The organism is Agromyces italicus DSM 16388, from assembly GCF_000421545.1.
GTDB classification, from domain to species: domain Bacteria; phylum Actinomycetota; class Actinomycetes; order Actinomycetales; family Microbacteriaceae; genus Agromyces; species Agromyces italicus.
Genome location: NZ_ATXF01000010.1, coordinates 35,295 through 52,345 on the forward strand (window position 1 = coordinate 35,295; position 17,051 = coordinate 52,345).

Here is a 17,051-nt window from a genome sequence, read left to right on the forward strand (position 1 = left end):
GGCCTATCGGGTCTGGCGGCCGTCGGCCGGGAGGAGGAGTTCGGAGACGACGTCGACGAGGGCTTCGCGGAGCTCCTCGTCGGTGTGGGCGTTCAAGGTCTCGTTCACGGGATCTTCGTCGCCGAAGAATGTGGCGCCGGCGACGAGCGCGTAGGTCGCCCCGGCGAGCGCGACGCCGAACCGCATCTGCTCGACGAGGGTCGCTCCGCTGCAGATCGCGTCGGCGAGCACCCGGACCGCGGCGTTGCCCCGCTCGACGATCGGAATGCCGCCGAGCGAGTGCCCCTGGTTGACGAAGAGGTGCACGGCGAGGCGCTCGCCGAGCAGAAGGTCGACGAAGCTCCCGATGAAGACCCCGCGCGCGGCGTCGGAACGGCGCCCCTCGGCGAATTCGCCGACGAGGACCTCGAGGCGTTCGATCGCCGGGGTGATCGCGGCTTCGAGCAGCGCCTCCTTCGAGGCGTAGTGGTAGAGCACGCTCGACTTCGAGTAGCCGGCATGGTCGGCGATCTGCTGAAGCGAGGTGCCGACGAAGCCGACGGTCGCGAACTGCTCGAGCGCGGTGCGCAACAGCTCGTCACTGGCTCGGGCGCGCGAGGGGAGGGTCGCGTCGGTGGGCATGCTCCGACGATAATTGACCGATCGGTCAGATCCTGCACGATCGGTCAGATTCACGGATGACTCCCAGCCCGCGTTCACCGCACGGTAGCGTGGCCGACATGCGCAAGTACCTCTTCAGCGGCGCCGTGATCAGCGCGGTCATCAGCGGCATCGGCGTGGCCAAGACCACGCTCGACGGCCCGCGCGACTGGCGCCTGCTCCTGATGTGGGTGTCGTGGGCGGCGAGCCTCGCGATCGCGATCGGCACCGTCGCCGAAGAGACGAAGCGACCCGAACTCGGCGAATAGCGAACCTCCGCCGCGCGTGCGCGGCGTGTCATTCGGAATCCGCGCCGCCGTGCCCGAGACTGGGACGAACGACCCGAGACGACCGCAGTACCCGCTGCACACGACCGAGAGGGGCCACCGATGTTCCGCCGCTGGCGCCGCGCACGGCTTGCCGCCCAGGCCTCCGCACACGCTGCCGCTCCTGCCGCAACCCCGCCGCGCCCGACCGCGGCCGACCTGCGCGGTGAGCACATCTTCGAACTCCTGAACGCCCGCCTCTCCGAGTTCATCGGCCAGGGTGGCGGCTGGTCGCTCGTGCGGCGTTCCGACGGCGACACCGACCGCATCTTCCATGCGATGCTCACGCACCAGATCGCGGCCGAACTCACCCGCGCCATCCTCGACGAGCGCGACTCGGTCGCCGTCGTCGTGCCCGCGGGCGAAGAGTCGATGGCCTTCGGCTGGGAGCCGGCACCGCTCATCGTCTGGGCCGATCCCGTCGCGAGCGACGGCGCCGAGGCGGTCGACGCCGCGGAGACCGCCGACGCCGAGGCATCCGAACTCGCCGCCGTGCGCATGATCGGGCCGATGACCGAGCTCGAGACGCGCGCCGCCGCCTGAGCCGGTCGCATCCTGCCCCTTCCAAAATCGGGCGAGCATTCTTGTACGGCTGAGCCGACGGGGCCCTCCCCCGCCCTTCTAGCGTGAAATCACGGGTGAACCGCCCGCCACGCCACCAGAGGGGAACCGATGAGCACCGCACCGAGCAGCACCCCGTCGTCCGAGATCAGCACCCCGTCCGAGATCACCGACGAGACGCCCGCCCCGACGCCGACGCGTCGCGGGACCGCGCGCGATCTCGCCCAGATCGCCGTGTTCACCGGGCTCATCGCCGCGCTCGGCCTCCCCGGTGCGCTCTACCTCGGCGGCGCGGCGGTGCCGATCACCTTCCAGACGCTCGGCGTCATGCTCGCGGGGGCCGTCCTCGGCGCACGGAAGGGCTTCCTCTCGGTGCTCCTGCTCCTCGCCCTCGTCGCAGCGGGCCTGCCCCTACTGTCTGGCGGCCGCGGCGGCCTCGGCGTCTTCGTCGGCCCCTCGGTCGGCTACCTCGCGGGCTGGCTCCTCGGCGTCGCCGTGATCGGCTGGGCGACCGCGCGCCTGCTCCCGCGCTACCGCGTCGTTCCCGCGCTCCTCTGGACGGCGCTCGGCGGCATCGTCGCGATCTACCTCGTCGGCATCCCGGTGTTCGCCGCGATCACCGGCACCCCGTTCGGCGTCGCCGTCGTCGGCGCGACCGTGTTCCTGCCGGGCGACGTGCTGAAGGTCGTCGTCACGGTGCTCGTCGCGAAGGGCGTGCACCGTGCGTGGCCCGGGCTGATCGAGCACCGTGCCTGGCCGTGGGCCCGGCGTGGCGCCGGCTCCGCGGGCACGACGGCGGTCGACGCCGCGTGAGCGAGTGGCTGCGGGGAGCGCCGGGTGCGCCCGCCCTCGCGTTCGGCGGCGACGTCGTGCGCGTCGGCGAGCTCGCCGCGGCGGTCGCCGCAGCCTCGCTTCCGCCGGGTGACGGGCTCATCGGATGCCCCGCCGGCATGCCGCCCGTCCTGCTGATCACGACCGTGCTGGCCGCGCTCGAGCGCGGTCGGCCCGTGCTCGTCGGCGGTGGCTCTGAGGAGGCGGCAGCTCTCGACGGCCGCCTGCCCGCCGGCACCGCACTCGCGCTGCGCACCTCGGGCTCCTCGGGCGGCGGGCCGGCCGTCGTCGCCCGCACCGAGGAATCGTGGCTCGCCTCGGCGGTGCCGCTCGCGGAGATCACCGGCATCGAGGCATCCGACCGCATCGCGGTCACCGGGCCCCTGCACGTCTCGATGCACCTCTACGCGGCACTGCACGCGCTGTGGGCGGGTGCGTCGGTGGGCGATGGGTTGCGGGGTGCCAGTGTGGTGCACGCGACACCGACCCGGCTCGCGCGACTCCTCGGCAACGAGCTCGACGCGGCCCGCGCGCCCGACGTGCGCATGGCCGTCGTGGCCGGTGCCGCGATGAGCGCCCCGCTCCGCGAGGCGGCGGGTGCGCGGCTCCACTTGGTCGAGTACTACGGCGCCGCCGAGCTCTCGTTCGTCGCCGTGGGGCGCGGCGACGGGCTCGAACCGTTCGCGGGCGCCGAGCTCGAGCTGCGCGAGGCGGCGGCCGGGCGAGAACTCTGGGTGCGATCGCCCTATCTGGCGCTCGGTGCGATCGGCGGCGGGATGCTCCGCCGCGACACCGCCGGATTCGCTACCGTCGGCGACCTCGCCGAGACCGCGGCCGACGGCCGCCTGCGCGTGCTCGGGCGAGGCGACGCGGCGATCACGACCGCGGGCGCCACCGTGCTCGCCGAACACGTCGAGGCGGAGCTCTCCGCGCTGCCCGGGGTCGCGGCGACGGCGGTCGTCGGCGAGCCGCACGAGTTGCTCGGCGAGCGGGTGGTCGCCGTCGTCGAACTCTCGCCTGCTCCTGCATCCCGGCGCGACGCCGCGAAGCGGGCGGTCGTCGATGCAGCCCGCGCCCGACTCGAGCCGGCCGAACTTCCGCGACGGTGGTTCTTCGGTGCGGTGCCGCGAACCGATTCGGGCAAGGTGGCCCGGGGTGCGGTGCGTGCCGCGCTCGCGGCGGGAACCCTCGAGGGCGAGTCCGCATGACCACCGCACCCGCAGCCGTGCTCGTCGCCGCGCGACGCACCCCGATCGGCACTGCCGGCCGCGGTCTCGCCGCGCACCCGGTCGATGCGCTCGCCGCGCCCGTGCTCGCCGCGGTGGCCGCCCAGGTCGCCCCCGCCGGCCTGCCGATCGACGACGTGGTGCTCGGCAACTGCATGGGGCCGGGCGGCGATCTCGCCCGGGTTGCGGCGCTCCGCGCGGGGCTCGGTACTTCGGTACCGGGCGTCACAGTCGACCGCCAGTGCGGCTCGGGGCTCGACGCCGTCATGCAGGCGGCGTCGCGCGTGCGCGCCGGCGACGCCCGCCTCCTCATCGCGGGCGGCGCCGAATCGGCGTCGACCGCACCGCACCGGCTCTGGCCGGGCACCGGCGAGCGGTACACCCGCGCCCCGTTCGCGCCGCCCGGCTTCGCCGACCCCGACATGGGCCCCGCCGCCGATCACCTCGCGGCCGTGCAGGGCATCACCCGCGGCCGGCAGGACGCCTGGGCCGAGCGCTCGCACCGGCTCGCGCTCGAGGCGCAGGCCGTGGGGCGTTTCGACGCCGAACTGGTGCCGGTCGACGGCATCGCGCGAGACGACCGGCCGCGTGCGATGAGTGCGGCGACTCTCGCTCGCTTCGTACCGGCGTTCGCCGAAGCATCCATGACCCGCGCCGATGGCGTCGCGCATGAGGCGACCGTCACCGCCGGCAACTCCTGCGGATTCTCCGACGGCGCCGCCGCGATGGCCGTGACCCTGCCCGAGCTCGCCCGCGAACTGGGGCTGCCGGCCCTGCGGGTGCGCGCCGCCGCGGTCTCGGCCGGCGACCCCGCGCTGCCCGGGCTCGGCGCCGCCCCCGCCGCCGCGGCCGCACTCGATCGCGCCGGCCTCACCGCCCGCGACCTCGGCTTCGTCGAAATCACCGAGGCCTTCGCCGCGCAGCTGCTCGCCGTGAGCGACGCGCTCTCGCTCGACGAGGGCGTCATCAACACCGACGGCGGCGCCATCGCACTCGGACACCCGTGGGGGGCATCCGGCGCGGTGCTGCTCGTGCGCCTCGCCGCGCGCATGCTGGGCGCCGACGACGATCGACCGGCCCTCGCCGCCTGCTCGATCGGCGGCGGTCAGGGCATCGCCATGATCGTGGAGCGTGCAGCATGAGCCGCATCGAGTTCGACCGCGTCTCGCACGACTTCGGCGCCGAGCAGATCGTCGACGGCGTCTCGCTGACGCTGACGGAGCACCGCGTCGGCATCGTCGGCGCGAACGGATCGGGCAAGTCGACCCTCGCCCGGATGATCAACGGCCTCGTCACCCCGAAGTCGGGCCGGGTCGAGGTCGACGGCCTCGACGTCGCCCGCCGCGGCCGCGAGGTGCGCCGTCGTGTCGGCTTCGTGTTCACGAACGCCGACAACCAGATCGTCATGCCCACCGTCAGAGAGGACGTCGCGTTCACTCTGCGCCGGCACAAGCTGCCCGCCGAGGATGCCGCGGCGCGCGTCGAGGCGACGCTCGAGCGCTTCGGGCTGACGGCGCTCGCCGACCGGCCCGCCCACCGGCTCTCGGGCGGGCAGAAGCAGCTGCTCGCGCTCGCCTCGGTGCTCGTCGCCGATCCGGCGCTCGTGGTCGCCGACGAGCCGACGACCCTCCTCGACGCCCGCAACGCCCGCCTCGTCTCCGAGCACTTCGCTGCACTCGAACAGCAGCTCGTCGTGGTGAGCCACCAGCTCGAGCTGCTCGACGAGTTCGACCGGGTGATCGTGATGGAAGCGGGTCGCGTCGTCGCCGACGACGCGCCCGGGCCGGCCCTCGCCACCTACCGGGCGCTGATCGGGTGAGGGCGGCCCGATGATCGGCGTCTACCACCCCGGCGACTCGCTCGTGCACCGCACCCCCGCGCTCGTGAAGCTCGGGCTGCTCGCGGCCGCCGTCACCGTCGTCGCGTTGCAGGGCTCGCTCATCGCGCTCGGCATCGCGGCGGTGGCGACGGCCCTGCTGTTCCTGCCCGCACGCCTGCCCCCAGCCGCCGTCTGGGGGCAGATCGCGCCGGTCCTCTGGCTCCTCGTCTTCGCGGTGCCCGTGCAGTGGCTGTTCGCCGGCTGGGAGGCCGCGGCGACGATGGGGCTGCGACTCGTGATCGCGGTCGCGCTCGCGGCGCTCTACACGCTCACGACGCCGGTGACGGCGACGCTCGATGCCATGCAGATGCTGCTGCGCCCGTTCCGCCGCTGGATCGACGCCGACCGGGTGGGCCTCGCCCTCGCCCTCGCGATCCGCTGCGTGCCGCTCCTCGCCGAGATCGTGCGCGAGGTGCTCGAAGCCCGCAAGGCCCGCGGCGCAGAGGGCTCGGTCGTCGCCCTCGCCGTGCCGGTCATCGTGCGTGCGCTGCAGACCGCCGACCACCTCGGCGAGGCGCTCATCGCCCGCGGCTTCGACGACTGAGGCTCGCGCATGAGAAAAGCCCCGATCCTGGCGAGAGGATCGGGGCTTTCAGTGCACCCCCAGGGACTTGAACCCTGAACCCACTGATTAAGAGTCAGTTGCTCTGCCGATTGAGCTAGAGGTGCATGATTCGGATGCCGTGTTCACAACCCGAACCGAGGCACTACGTTATCAGGTGATCGGGGCGGAATGCCAATCGAGCGCGGCACCGGCCGTTCACCGCTGCCCGATAGCCTGAATCGGTGACCGTCTACGCCGCTGATCTCGCCCTCGCACTCGAACTCGCCGACCTCGCCGACACCGTCGCGCTCGCCCGATTCCGCGCTGCCGACCTCGCCGTGTCGACGAAGCCCGATCGCACCTTCGTGACGGAGGCCGACCTCGCGGTCGAACGGGCGCTCCGCGAGCGCCTCGCCGAAGCCCGCCCGGCCGACAGCATCCTGGGCGAGGAGTTCGGCACCGAGGGCGATGCCGTGCGCCAGTGGATCATCGACCCGATCGACGGCACCTCGAACTTCATGCGCGGCGTCCCCGTCTGGGGCGCGCTCATCTCGCTCGCGGTCGACGGCGTTCCCGTCGTCGGCGTGGCCTCCGCACCGGCCATGGGCCGACGCTGGTGGGCTGCCGCGGGCGGCGGCGCCTTCACCACGGATGCCTCGGGCGCAGCCCCGCGGCCGATCTCCGTGTCATCCGTGGCCGAACTCGGCGACGCCTCGCTGAGCTTCCAGAGCATCGCACAATGGCGTGACGCCGGGTACCTCGATCAGCTTCTGGGCCTCGCCGCGCAGGTCTGGCGCGACCGTGCGTACGGCGACCTGTGGTCGTACATGCTGCTCGCCGAGGGCCTCATCGACGTCACGGGCGAGTTCGACGTGAAGCCGTACGACCTGGCCGCGCTCGTGCCCATCGTCGAGGAGGCGGGCGGCCGATTCACCTCGATCTCGGGCGAACCGGGGCCGTGGCACGGCAGTGCGCTCGCGACGAACAGGCTGCTGCACGACGCCGTGCTCGACGCGCTCGGCGACCGGGCCTGATCGCGGTGGAGCTCTGCATCTTCACCGAGCCCCAACAGGGCGCGAGCTACCCTCACGACCGTCGCGGCCGCGACGCGCGACGGCTGAGGGCGACGCCGATGAGGCAGAGCGCGCCGCCCACCATGCCGAGCAAGGTCGGCAGCTCGCCGAGCAGCGCCCAGCTGAGCAGCACGACGATCGCCGGCACCGCGAGGGTCGCCGAGGCCGTGACACCGGCCGGGCTCCGCTTCAGCACGTACGCCCACAGCAGGAACGCGACCGCCGACGGGAAGATGCCGAGGAAGACCATCGCCCAGACGGCCGGGGCGGGCGCCGCGCCCACCTCGACGACCGTCTGCGGCAGGAACGGCAGCAGCACGGCCGCACCGATCGCGCAGCCCACCCAGGTGGCGCTCAGCGCGTCGGCCTCGCGCAGCGCCACCTTCTGCACGAGCACGCCGAGCGCGTAGAGCACGGCGGCGAGCACGCCGAGGGCGATCCCGAGCATGTCGGCGTGCGCGCCCACCCCGCCCGTCGCGATGATCACGACGCCGGCGAAGGCGACGAGCAGTCCGACCACGAGCGAACGCGGGAACCCCTCTTTGAGGAACACTCCTGCGGCGACGGCGACGAGCAGCGGCGCGATGTTCACGAGCATCGCGGCCGTGCCCGCGTCGAGGTGGCGTTCGGCGAGGTTCAGCACGAGGGTGTACCCGGCGAACCAGAGCACGCCGTAGACGGCGACGAGCGCGAGCGTGCGCCCACGGGGCAGCGGCGGTCGCCGGATGAGTGCGACGGCGACGAGGGCGGCCGTGCCGACGAGCTGGCGGCCGAGCGCGAGCGGGCCCGGTGAGATCGCGTCGCCGACGAAGCGGATCGCGATGAACGCCGAGGCCCACAGCAGGAGCACCACGAGCATCGCGACGAGCACCTTCCAGCGGGCGGCGTCGCTCGCACCGGCGGCCGGAGTCACTGGGACGGCGGGCGGGGTCGCCGCCGGAGTCGGAGTCGAGATCGTGTCGGCGGGTTCGGGGGTGGTGCGTGGCATCCCTCAAGCCTGTCGAGAGAATCACGACAGCACAAGTGAACGATGCTTGGCTTCAATTCAGCAGGACTGTACGATTGGGCCATGGTCGACCCGCACCGACTCCAGATCTTCCGCGCCGTCGTGCAGACCGGCTCGATCAACCGAGCCGCCGAGCGACTCGGCTACACCGCTTCTGCGGTGAGCCAGCACGTCAGTGCGCTGCAGCGCGAGACCGGGCTCACGCTCGTCGAACGGCGCGGGCGCGGGATCGTGCCGACCTCGGCCGGCGTCGCCGTCGCCGACCGGGCGGCCCGCGTGCTCAACCACCTGGCCGACTTCGACGGCGCGCTCGACGACCTGCGCGCGGGCCGCAGCGGCACGCTCCGCCTCAGCTCGTTCATGTCGGCCAACCGCGCCTGGCTGCCGCCGATCGTGGCCGAACTCAGCCAGGAGTTCCCGCTGCTGCGGCTCGAGCTCAGCATGATCGAGCGACCGGGGCGTGCGGCGGGCGAGCCCGACCTCGAACTGTACGTGGCCGAGTCGGTACGCGGCGACCGCGACCCGGCCATCGCCGACGGTTCACCCGACGGCTACGACCTCGAAGAGCTGCGCACCGAGGGCTACGTCGTCGTGATGCCCGCAGGGCACCGGCTCGCCGAACGCCGATCGGTCGATCTCGCCGAGCTCGACGGCGAGCAATGGATCGACAACGACGACAGCCACGGCACCTGCCGCGAGATCATCGTCTCGGCCTGCGCGGGGCTCGGCTTCGCGCCGCGGTTCCGCCTGCACGCGCCCGACTACACGAGCGCCTTCGACTACGTCGCCAACGGCGTCGGCATCACGGTGCTGCCGCGGCTCGGGGCGATCGACCTGCCCACGGGCGTCGTGAAGCGGCCGATCGCCGACGAGGCCGCGCGACGGCGCATCATGCTGCGGGTGAAGCGGTCGATGCGCACGCACCCCGCCGTCGAACTCGCGACCGCGCGCCTGCGAGCCGTCGGCGCAGCGGGCTGAACGCCGACGACTCGTGGTTACTCAGGGCCGCAGCGTCGGCAGCGGGCCGCCCGCGCGGGCGTCGGCCCAGAGGTCGACGCCGGCGTCGCCCGCGAAGCGATCGATCTCCGCGAGCTCATCGGCGGTGAACTCGAGTCTCTCGAGTGCCGCGACGTTCTCCTCGAGCTGGGCGACGCTCGAGGCGCCGACCACGAGACTCGTGACGCGTTCATCGCGCAAGGCCCACGCGAGCGCGAGCTGCGCGAGCGACTGTCCGCGCCGTTCGGCGATCGCTGCCAGCCCGCTGAGACGTTCGAAGGTCGTCTCCGACAGCATCCCCCGGTCGAGCGAACCGTCACTCGCGGCACGCGAGCCCTCGGGGATGCCGCCGAGGTACTTGCCGGTCAGCAGGCCCTGGGCGAGCGCGGTGAAGCCGATCACGCCGAAGCCGTCGTCGGCGGCCGCATCGAGCAGACCGTCGGTCTCGATCCACCGGTTGAGCATCGAATACGAGGGCTGGTGGATCGTGAGGGGCGTGCCGCGCTCGGCGAGCAGGCGGGCGAGCTCACGCGAGGGCTCGGCGGCGTACGACGAGATGCCGACGTAGAGCGCCCTGCCCGAGCGCACGATGTGGTCGAGCGCCGCGGCGGTCTCGTCGAGCGGGGTGTCGGGGTCGGGTCGGTGAGAGTAGAAGATGTCGACGTAGTCGAGGCCGAGACGACCGAGCGACCGGTCGAGACTCGAGATCAGGTACTTGCGGCTCGCGCCGACCCCGTACGGGCCCGGCCACATGTCCCAGCCGGCCTTCGTCGAGATGACGATCTCGTCGCGGTAGGGGGCGAGGTCGCTCGCGAGAAGCCGCCCGAAGTTCGCCTCGGCGGCGCCATATGGCGGCCCGTAGTTGTTCGCGAGGTCGAAGTGGGTGATGCCGAGGTCGAAGGCCCGGCGCACGATCGCCCGCTGCGTGTCGAGGGCGCGATCGTCGCCGAAGTTCTGCCAGAGCCCGAGCGAGAGTAGAGGCAGCCGGAGTCCGGAGCGCCCGGTGCGGCGGTAGGGCATGCGGTCGTAGCGAGCTGGGTCGGCGAGGTAGGGCATGCGGCAATGCTAGCCAGCCGAGGCCTGCCGGCGCTGTGACGCAACGGCCGACGCTTTCGCGCACCGCGTCGCGCCCGCCGTCTCGACGCAGTGTCGATACACCGACCCGAACTTCTCCACCCCGGCCATTTCGACGCCGCTCGACGACTGGCAAAATGTTCAACCATCGTGCCGCGACCCCCGCGCGATGCGAAGGCCCGACGAAGGATCCGATGATGGACGAGCACCAGCCCACCCCGTGGTACTGCCCCGACGGCGACTGCGACTACTGCGGAGGCGCGTTCACCGACTGACGCGGTGCGTCGCCGACGACCGGATCGGTTGTGGCTCACGGACATCGCCGAGCAGTGGACGGCCGAGAGGAGCTGTCCTGCTGCCCGAAACAGAGCGTCTACAGAAGTTGACGCAGCCCACCTTCCGATACCTGCGCGCCCTGCCGGTGAAGGTCGGCGCGCACCCGCCGATATCCGTTGACCTCGCGATCCCTCGTGGCTTTCGGCCACGAGGGATCGCAACCCGGTCACGGCGCTCCTGCGAGGAACGCCCCAACTGCGACCGACGGGCAACGGCCCGCAATCTGCTGCCAGCATTCAGTATCGTTCGACCCGGAGCACGGGCTCAAGCTTCAGGGAGGCCACGCGAGCCCTGGGCGCCCTGATGACCCGTATGGCTCCACAGTGTGCGACAACGGCTTCAACCAGCCCCTCTTCAGGGTTCAGATTCGTCATGAGACGCTCTGTCGGTTGCTTTGGTGGAGATGGGGGGAATTGAACCCCCGTCCATCGCTGAGTTTCCACGCCTTCTCCGGGCGCAGCCTGTGAAAGCGTTCTACTCGGCCCCGACCTTTGCCACAGGCACCTAGGTCGACGGGCCCAGCCTGAAAGAGTCCCGCACGTCGCTCAGGCGACGACGCGCAGCAAGTTCCCTAGATGACGCCAGCAACCGGGGCGGGAACAGACCCGGACTGACGGACTATCGGACTCGCTTAGGCAGCGAGGGCGAAGTCGGACTGCTTCTTATTGGCAGTTATTGTTTTGCAGAGATCGTTTACGAGATAACCCTGCATCCTCGGCCCGCTTCTCGTGGGTACGCAGACGATGTCGAAACCGATCATCCCCATGTGGCGTCGAAGAATTCGACGGGCCGTTGTCGCACGCTGTGGAGTTCTCAAGATCGGGCGAACCCGATTCACGGCGAGCATTCACCTCTCGATGACTGCCCGGCCTTACAGTCTAGAACAGGCGCGTCCGCTCCGCCATTCCCGAGCGGGCATCAGGAGGACACTGTGGCAACCGTCATCGCCGTGCGCGGCACCGCCGAAGAACGCATCGACCCCGAACTGGGCGCCGTCGCCCTCACCGTCGGCGTCTCCGAACCCGATCGCGACACCGCGCTCGCACGCACCACCGAGGCGCGCGAGCGCCTGATCGCCGAGATCCGCGAGCTCGAAGACGCAGGCCTACTCGACACCTGGTCGGCAGGCCAGTTGCGGGTCTGGTCGCACCGGCCGTGGAACAACGAGGGCAAGCATCTGCCGCTCGTGCACCAGACGAGCGCCGAGGTCGAGATCGTCTTCACCCACCTCGAGCGGCTCGGCGAGTGGGTCAGCGGGGCGAGCATCGGCGAGGCCGTCGCGATCGGCGGCATCGACTGGCGATTGACGGATGCCTCGCGCCGGCGTGTGCAGGAGCTCGCCCAGCGGGCGGCCGTCGCAGATGCCCTCGAGAAGGCCCGCGTCTACGCCTCGGCACTCGGCCTCGGCGCGCCCGTGCCGGTCGAATTGGCCGATACCGGACTGCTCACGGCGCGCCCCGTGCCGCAGCCGCGAGGCGAGCGGATGTTCGCCATGGCGGCCTCGGCAGACACCGCGGGCGGCTCGGCCGCCGAGTTCGCGCCCGCGAAACTCGTGATCGAAGCCTCGGTCGAGGCTCGCTTCGAGGCCGCGGTCGGCTGAGGCCCGCGAAGAACTCGACTCAGCGCGTCTCGACCAGCAGGGTCTCGAGCGCGGCGAGCTCGCCGAGTTCGAGGCCCGAAGCGAGCAGGTACTCGCGGGTCGAGCCGTGCGCCCGCTCGACGGTGTCGAGCACGCCCTCGATGGCCTCACGCGGGCTGCCGCCCATGAGGGTGCGCAGCGCCGGGGTGTCGGGCACCCCGTACCGGCCGATCATCTCGACCATCTCTTCGAGCCACTCGCCCGCGAGGTTCGCCTCGGTGCGGGCGTAGTCGTCGATGACCGACTCGCGGTCGACGCCGACCGCCATCAGCGTGAGCGCGACGACGACGCCCGTGCGGTCCTTTCCGGCGGTGCAGTGCACGACGACCGCCCGCTCCCCCGCGCTCGCGATCTCGCGCAGCGCCGAGACGACGACGTTCGCGTGCTGGGTGACGATGCGCTCGTAGAGCGCCTCGAGCGAGATGCCCGCCGCGCCCTGCGAGGCGCCCGACCCCTCGAACACGGGCAGCCGCAGCACCTCGACCTCGAGGCCGTCGAGGTCGTCAGGCATCATCTGCGCCTCGTTGTCGTCGCGCAGGTCGATCACGATGCCGACACCGAGCTCGCGGAGCTCGGACTTGCCGGCGTCACCGAGTCGGTACAGCCCGTCGGAACGGTACAGCACGCCGTCGCGCACGACCCCGTTGCGGGCGGGCAGCCCGCCGACATCGCGGAAGTTGAACGTACCGGGAACAGGGATGCGAATCGACGTCTTCATCGAGCCAGATCCTACCGCGCGCCACCCCGCCGAGTCTGGGCGGAGGATTCGAGACGCCCCTACTCGCCGAGATTCTTGCGGCTCGAGATCGCCCGGTCGGCTTCGCGCTTGTCCTGCCGCTCGCGCAGCGCCTGACGCTTGTCGTACTCGCGCTTGCCCTTCGCGATCGCGAGTTCGACCTTCGCGCGGCCGTCCTTGAAGTACAGCGACAGCGGGACGAGCGTGTACCCGCCCTCCTTCGTCTTGTGGCTGATCTTCACGATCTCGTGCTTGTGCAGCAGCAGCTTTCGCTTGCGACGCGGGGCGTGGTTGTTCCAGGTGCCCTCGGTGTACTCGGGGATGTGCACCGCATCGAGCCAGAGCTCGCCGCCGTCGACGAACGCGTAGCCGTCGACGAGCGAGGCGCGGCCCTGCCTGAGCGACTTCACCTCAGTGCCCGAGAGCACGATGCCGGCCTCGTAGGTGTCCTCGATCGTGTAGTCGTGGCGCGCCTTGCGGTTGGTGGCCACCACCTTCTGACCGCTTTCCCTGGGCACGGCTGGCTCCTTCGATTCGAATGACGGATGCCCCGGGGCATCCGAGACAGCCGTTCAGTCTAGCTCGTTTCGTCAGACCTTCAGGTAGCGCGTGATCGCGATGCCCGCCGAGACCGCGGCGAGGAGCACCCCAACGACGACGAGCAGCGGCACCACGAGCAACGCGTCGCCGAGGCTCACGAAGGTGAACGAGAGGTTCTCGGCGAGGTAGCCCTGCACGAAGACCTGCACGATGGCCACCACCGCGCCGCCCGCGAGGAGCGAGCCGATGAGCCCGGCGAAGACGCCCTCGAGCACGAACGGCGTCTGGATGAACCGGTTCGAGGCACCGACGAGTCGCATGATGCCGAGTTCGCGTCGTCGCGAGAACGCCGACAGCCTGATCGTCGTCGCGATGAGCAGGGCGGCGGCGACGAGCATCACGACCGCGACCGCGATCGCCGTGTAGCTCGCGGTGTTCAGCGCGTCGAAGATCGGATCGAGGTAACGGCGCTGGTCGACGACCTGTTCGACCCCCTCCTTGCCCGCGAGGCTCTCGACGATCACGTCGGACTGCGACGGATCGACGAGGTTGACCCAGAAGGTCTCGGGCAGCACGTCGGGCGTCACGTAGTCGGCCGACGGGGTGCCCTCGAACTGCTTCTGAAAGTTCTCGAACGCCTGCTCGTGGTCTTCGAAGTAGTACTCGTCGATGAACGGCGCGAGCGTATCGCTCGTGAGCTGCGTCTCGACCGCCGCCTTCTGCTCTTCGCTCGCCTCGCCGCCGACGCAGGTCGCGGCGGTGGAGAGGTCGGTGCAGAGGAAGACGGCGACCTGGGCTCGGTCGTACCAGAAGCCCTTCATCTGGGCGATCTGCAGCTGCAGGAGCGCCGCGGTGCCGACGAAGGTGAGCGAGATGAAGGTGACGAGCACGACCGACACCACCATCGAGGCGTTGCGGCGCAGGCCGTTGGCCGCCTCGCCGAGCACGAGACCGAGCCTCATTTCGTCGGCCCCACTTCCTGGTCGTCGTCGCCTTCCCGCGGGCCTCCCGGGGCCCTGAGCCCGAGGCGTTCGGCGAGGGTCAGATGTTCGGATGCCGCGGGCTTGCCGCCGCCCTTCGGCACGAGTTTCTCGGGGTCGACCACGATCGCGCCCGTGGCCGCCTTCGTGATCTCCGCGGCGGCTTCGGTGACCTCGTCGGTCGCCTCGGGCTCGACGTAGAGCGGTTCGGCGTCGCGCATGACCTCGGGGGTCACCTTCGGGGCTGCGTGGCCCGTGGTGCTCATCGTGCCGGTCGCGGCGGCCGCGGAACCGGTCGCTGCGGCGATGTCGCGCCCCGTGGCATCCGTCTCGTCGACCTCGGCATCGGAATCGACTGGGGCCCCACCTGCGGCGTCGCCCGTCTCGGGAACGTAATCGACGTCGCGGACGGTCTGGCCGTCGTAGCCGGCGCTGCGCTCGTCGCGCACGATGTCGCCCGCCGAGAGCTCGATCACGCGGCGGCGCATCTGATCGACGATGCCGGCCTCGTGCGTGGCCATGACGACCGTCGTGCCGCCCGCGTTGATGCGTTCGAGGAGGGTCATGATGCCGGCGCTCGTCACGGGGTCGAGGTTGCCCGTCGGCTCGTCGGCGAGGAGGATCTGCGGCTTGTTGACGATGGCGCGGGCGATCGCGACGCGCTGCTGCTCGCCGCCGGAGAGTTCGTGCGGCATGCGCTTCGACTTGCCGTCGAGACCGACGAGCTTCAGCGTCTCGGGCACCGCCGACTGGATGAAGCCGCGCGACTTGCCGATGACCCGCAGGGTGAACGCGACGTTCTCGAAGACCGATTTGTTCGGCAGCAGCCGGAAGTCCTGGAAGACGACGCCGAGATCGCGCCGGAAGTACGGCACCTTGCGCGTCGAGATCTTGCCGAGATCCTGCCCGAGCACGTGGATCCGCCCCTTCGACGGCTTCTCCTCCTTCAGGATCAGCCTGAGGAAGCTGGACTTGCCCGAACCCGACGCACCCACGAGGAAGACGAACTCGCCGCGCAGGATCTCGACCCCGATGTCGTTCAGGGCGGGCCTCGATTGGCCGGAGTAGGACTTGGTGACGGAGTCGAAGCGGATCATCGTATTCGAGCCTAGGCAGGGGGGACGCAAAAGTGGGCAGCGACACCGGATTTCGATGTCGCCGCCCACCGGATCGGGACGAGCGGCTCGCTCAGAGTCCGAGGAATCCGACCACGAGGTAGCCGACGAGGCTCAGCACCGCCGCGATGCCCGCGTACGGCAGGATCGCGCTCATCAGGTTGAGCGGCTTGATGCCGATCGACCGCGACGCGAGGATGATGCCGTCGCCGTAGAGGCACGTCGTCGACCCGAGCGCGGCGCCCGAGAACACGGCCGCGCCGGCGATGATCGGGTTCACGTCCATCGCGAGCGCCAACGGGATCACGATGGGGGTGATGACCGCCGCGAGGTCCCAGAACGAGCCGGTCGCGTAGGCGTACACGCCGCAGACGAGGAACACCATCGCGGGCAGGAGGGCGCCGATCATGACCGGCTCGGTCGAGGCGATCACGAAGTCGGCGAGCCTCAGGTCGATGTTCATGTGCTGCACCATGAACGCGAGCGCGGTGAGCACGATGACGAAGAGCATGCTGCCCACGCCGTCGAACGCGGCCTCGAAGACGGCCTTCACCTTGAGGCGGCGCTGCACCGTGTACATGACGATGGCGACGAGGAGGGCCGCGACCGTGCCCTTCAGCACGTCGACCTCGGTGAGGATCGTGACAGCGATCATGACCGCGATCGGCACGAGGAAGTTCCACGGGCGGGGCTTGGCGAGTTCGGGCGCGCGTGTCGCGACGGCGGTGGCGTTCGCCGCGGGAGCGGTCGCGACCGCGCGTTCGGCGTCGTCGCCCGAGACGGCGAACTCGCCCACCTCGACGGGCTCGAGCAGGACGCCCTCGGCGGCGCGCTCCTCTGCGCTCGTGCCGGCAGGGAGCACGTCCCCGGTCGCCTCCGCGCGGACGACGTCCTTCTTCAGGACGCCGAGCTTCGGGAAGACGCCGAACGCGACGAGCGCGGCGATCGCCAACGCGATCCAGCCGAAGAAGATGTACGGGATCGACTCGAGGTAGGCGCCGAAGCCCGAGCCGTTCGCGGTGACGCCCTGCGCCTCGAGGAGGCCCGCGAAGAACAGCGCCCAGGTCGAGAACGGCACGATGACGGCGATCGGCGCCGCCGTGAGCTTCATGATCGTGCCGAGCTCGGTGCGCGGCACCCGGTACCGGTCGGTCACGGCCTTCATCGAGGTGCCGACGGTGAGCACGTTGAGGTAGTCGTCGACGAAGAGCACGATCGCGAGCAGGAAGCTCAGCACGGTCGACTTGCGCCGCGAGTTCACGAAACGCTCGGCCCAGGCGGCGAACTCGCGCACGGCGCCCGAGCGCTCGAAGAGCGTGATCAGGATGCCGAAGAGCACGACGACGAGCATGAGCCATTGGAGCGTCTCGTCGGCCATCGCGGTGCCGAAGTAGCCGATCCAGGAGTCGAAGAAGCCCCAGCCGCCGAGTAGCACGGCACCGACGAGGGTGCCGCAGAGCATGGCGAAGAGGGTGCGTCGGGTGAGCACCGCGACGACGAGGATGATGACGACGGGGAGGAGCGCGAGGGCGCCGACGTCTTGCATGGTT

At 70.9% G+C, this 17,051-nt stretch carries 18 protein-coding genes, 1 tRNA gene and 1 other RNA gene; 10 read left to right on the forward strand and 10 right to left on the reverse strand.

The genetic code is table 11. The features are described from left to right. Positions 1 to 3 precede the first annotated feature (3 nt). Positions 4 to 621, reverse strand: coding sequence for a TetR/AcrR family transcriptional regulator (locus tag H516_RS0114980; protein ID WP_022890526.1), 618 nt, complete (start codon positions 619 to 621; stop codon positions 4 to 6). Positions 622 to 719: 98 nt separating this feature from the next. On the opposite strand from H516_RS0114980, the gene H516_RS0114985 reads away from it, so the two are divergent. The 7 genes from H516_RS0114985 to H516_RS0115015 all read left to right on the forward strand — a co-directional run bounded on the left by H516_RS0114985 (position 720) and on the right by H516_RS0115015 (position 6,006). Further along, entirely contained in the window at positions 720 to 908 is a 189-nt protein-coding gene (locus H516_RS0114985; protein ID WP_026378852.1) for a hypothetical protein, read from the forward strand. A gap of 120 nt (positions 909 to 1,028) precedes the next feature. Further along, on the forward strand, positions 1,029 to 1,508 hold the full coding sequence (locus H516_RS0114990; RefSeq protein WP_022890528.1) for a hypothetical protein: 480 nt from the start codon (positions 1,029 to 1,031) through the stop codon (positions 1,506 to 1,508). Positions 1,509 to 1,637: 129 nt separating this feature from the next. Then, positions 1,638 to 2,339 (forward strand): biotin transporter BioY, encoded by a 702-nt coding sequence (locus H516_RS20465; protein WP_022890529.1) that lies wholly within the window; start codon positions 1,638 to 1,640, stop codon positions 2,337 to 2,339. Then, positions 2,336 to 3,565 (forward strand): AMP-binding enzyme, encoded by a 1,230-nt coding sequence (locus H516_RS20470; protein ID WP_157432284.1) that lies wholly within the window; start codon positions 2,336 to 2,338, stop codon positions 3,563 to 3,565. The genes H516_RS20465 and H516_RS20470 overlap by 4 nt, the downstream gene beginning before the upstream one ends. Beyond that, positions 3,562 to 4,725, forward strand: coding sequence for a thiolase family protein (locus tag H516_RS0115005; RefSeq protein WP_022890531.1), 1,164 nt, complete (start codon positions 3,562 to 3,564; stop codon positions 4,723 to 4,725). Before H516_RS20470 ends, H516_RS0115005 begins: the two co-directional genes overlap by 4 nt. Next, on the forward strand, positions 4,722 to 5,402 hold the full coding sequence (locus tag H516_RS0115010; protein ID WP_022890532.1) for an energy-coupling factor ABC transporter ATP-binding protein: 681 nt from the start codon (positions 4,722 to 4,724) through the stop codon (positions 5,400 to 5,402). The genes H516_RS0115005 and H516_RS0115010 overlap by 4 nt, the downstream gene beginning before the upstream one ends. A gap of 10 nt (positions 5,403 to 5,412) precedes the next feature. Then, entirely contained in the window at positions 5,413 to 6,006 is a 594-nt protein-coding gene (locus H516_RS0115015) for an energy-coupling factor transporter transmembrane component T family protein (protein WP_022890533.1), read from the forward strand. 52 nt (positions 6,007 to 6,058) lie between these two features. Here H516_RS0115015 and H516_RS0115020 read toward each other — a convergent pair. Then, positions 6,059 to 6,131 (reverse strand) — tRNA-Lys (locus H516_RS0115020). Positions 6,132 to 6,248: 117 nt separating this feature from the next. On the opposite strand from H516_RS0115020, the gene H516_RS0115025 reads away from it, so the two are divergent. Further along, on the forward strand, positions 6,249 to 7,040 hold the full coding sequence (locus tag H516_RS0115025; RefSeq protein WP_022890534.1) for an inositol monophosphatase family protein: 792 nt from the start codon (positions 6,249 to 6,251) through the stop codon (positions 7,038 to 7,040). Positions 7,041 to 7,092: 52 nt separating this feature from the next. Here H516_RS0115025 and H516_RS0115030 read toward each other — a convergent pair whose 3' ends face one another. Then, positions 7,093 to 8,067 (reverse strand): DMT family transporter, encoded by a 975-nt coding sequence (locus tag H516_RS0115030; protein ID WP_022890535.1) that lies wholly within the window; start codon positions 8,065 to 8,067, stop codon positions 7,093 to 7,095. Positions 8,068 to 8,148: 81 nt separating this feature from the next. Here H516_RS0115030 and H516_RS20475 point away from each other — a divergent pair, with 81 nt between their 5' ends. Then, a complete protein-coding gene (locus H516_RS20475; protein ID WP_022890536.1) occupies positions 8,149 to 9,063 on the forward strand; it encodes a LysR family transcriptional regulator in 915 nt (304 codons plus the stop codon). A gap of 21 nt (positions 9,064 to 9,084) precedes the next feature. Here H516_RS20475 and mgrA read toward each other — a convergent pair whose 3' ends face one another. Both mgrA and ssrA read right to left on the reverse strand, forming a co-directional pair. Continuing rightward, positions 9,085 to 10,137: an L-glyceraldehyde 3-phosphate reductase gene (mgrA, locus tag H516_RS0115040; protein WP_022890537.1), complete on the reverse strand. Its 1,053-nt coding sequence runs from the start codon at positions 10,135 to 10,137 to the stop codon at positions 9,085 to 9,087. A gap of 749 nt (positions 10,138 to 10,886) precedes the next feature. Next, positions 10,887 to 11,255, reverse strand: a transfer-messenger RNA (tmRNA) gene (gene ssrA, locus H516_RS21880). Between the two features lie 167 nt (positions 11,256 to 11,422). Here ssrA and H516_RS0115055 point away from each other — a divergent pair. Further along, positions 11,423 to 12,091: an SIMPL domain-containing protein gene (locus H516_RS0115055; protein ID WP_022890540.1), complete on the forward strand. Its 669-nt coding sequence runs from the start codon at positions 11,423 to 11,425 to the stop codon at positions 12,089 to 12,091. A gap of 19 nt (positions 12,092 to 12,110) precedes the next feature. On the opposite strand, the gene H516_RS0115060 is transcribed toward H516_RS0115055, so the two are convergent. The 5 genes from H516_RS0115060 to H516_RS0115080 all read right to left on the reverse strand — a co-directional run bounded on the left by H516_RS0115060 (position 12,111) and on the right by H516_RS0115080 (position 17,047). After that, positions 12,111 to 12,848, reverse strand: a complete 738-nt coding sequence (locus H516_RS0115060; protein WP_022890541.1) for a tyrosine-protein phosphatase — start codon at positions 12,846 to 12,848, stop codon at positions 12,111 to 12,113. 59 nt (positions 12,849 to 12,907) lie between these two features. Next, entirely contained in the window at positions 12,908 to 13,384 is a 477-nt protein-coding gene (gene smpB / locus H516_RS0115065) for an SsrA-binding protein SmpB (RefSeq protein ID WP_022890542.1), read from the reverse strand. Positions 13,385 to 13,456: 72 nt separating this feature from the next. Continuing rightward, a complete protein-coding gene (ftsX, locus tag H516_RS0115070) occupies positions 13,457 to 14,368 on the reverse strand; it encodes a permease-like cell division protein FtsX (RefSeq protein WP_022890543.1) in 912 nt (303 codons plus the stop codon). After that, positions 14,365 to 15,483 (reverse strand): cell division ATP-binding protein FtsE, encoded by a 1,119-nt coding sequence (gene ftsE / locus H516_RS0115075; RefSeq protein WP_022890544.1) that lies wholly within the window; start codon positions 15,481 to 15,483, stop codon positions 14,365 to 14,367. Before ftsE ends, ftsX begins: the two co-directional genes overlap by 4 nt. Before the next feature lie 91 nt (positions 15,484 to 15,574). Further along, positions 15,575 to 17,047, reverse strand: a complete 1,473-nt coding sequence (locus H516_RS0115080) for a Na+/H+ antiporter NhaC family protein (RefSeq protein ID WP_022890545.1) — start codon at positions 17,045 to 17,047, stop codon at positions 15,575 to 15,577. Between the last annotated feature and the right edge of the window lie 4 nt (positions 17,048 to 17,051).

What these genes read in the sequence shown, in the direction of transcription:
- H516_RS0115080 (WP_022890545.1), bottom strand. Translation starts at nt 17,047, where the DNA reads ATGCAAGACGTCGGCGCCCTCGCGCTCCTCCCCGTCGTCATCATCCTC.
- H516_RS20465 (WP_022890529.1), top strand. Translation starts at nt 1,638, where the DNA reads ATGAGCACCGCACCGAGCAGCACCCCGTCGTCCGAGATCAGCACCCCG.
- H516_RS0114985 (WP_026378852.1), top strand. Translation starts at nt 720, where the DNA reads ATGCGCAAGTACCTCTTCAGCGGCGCCGTGATCAGCGCGGTCATCAGC.
- H516_RS0114980 (WP_022890526.1), bottom strand. Translation starts at nt 621, where the DNA reads ATGCCCACCGACGCGACCCTCCCCTCGCGCGCCCGAGCCAGTGACGAG.
- ftsX (WP_022890543.1), bottom strand. Translation starts at nt 14,368, where the DNA reads ATGAGGCTCGGTCTCGTGCTCGGCGAGGCGGCCAACGGCCTGCGCCGC.
- H516_RS0115005 (WP_022890531.1), top strand. Translation starts at nt 3,562, where the DNA reads ATGACCACCGCACCCGCAGCCGTGCTCGTCGCCGCGCGACGCACCCCG.
- H516_RS0115015 (WP_022890533.1), top strand. Translation starts at nt 5,413, where the DNA reads ATGATCGGCGTCTACCACCCCGGCGACTCGCTCGTGCACCGCACCCCC.
- H516_RS0115030 (WP_022890535.1), bottom strand. Translation starts at nt 8,067, where the DNA reads ATGCCACGCACCACCCCCGAACCCGCCGACACGATCTCGACTCCGACT.
- H516_RS20475 (WP_022890536.1), top strand. Translation starts at nt 8,149, where the DNA reads ATGGTCGACCCGCACCGACTCCAGATCTTCCGCGCCGTCGTGCAGACC.
- H516_RS0114990 (WP_022890528.1), top strand. Translation starts at nt 1,029, where the DNA reads ATGTTCCGCCGCTGGCGCCGCGCACGGCTTGCCGCCCAGGCCTCCGCA.
- H516_RS0115010 (WP_022890532.1), top strand. Translation starts at nt 4,722, where the DNA reads ATGAGCCGCATCGAGTTCGACCGCGTCTCGCACGACTTCGGCGCCGAG.
- mgrA (WP_022890537.1), bottom strand. Translation starts at nt 10,137, where the DNA reads ATGCCCTACCTCGCCGACCCAGCTCGCTACGACCGCATGCCCTACCGC.
- ftsE (WP_022890544.1), bottom strand. Translation starts at nt 15,483, where the DNA reads ATGATCCGCTTCGACTCCGTCACCAAGTCCTACTCCGGCCAATCGAGG.
- H516_RS0115060 (WP_022890541.1), bottom strand. Translation starts at nt 12,848, where the DNA reads ATGAAGACGTCGATTCGCATCCCTGTTCCCGGTACGTTCAACTTCCGC.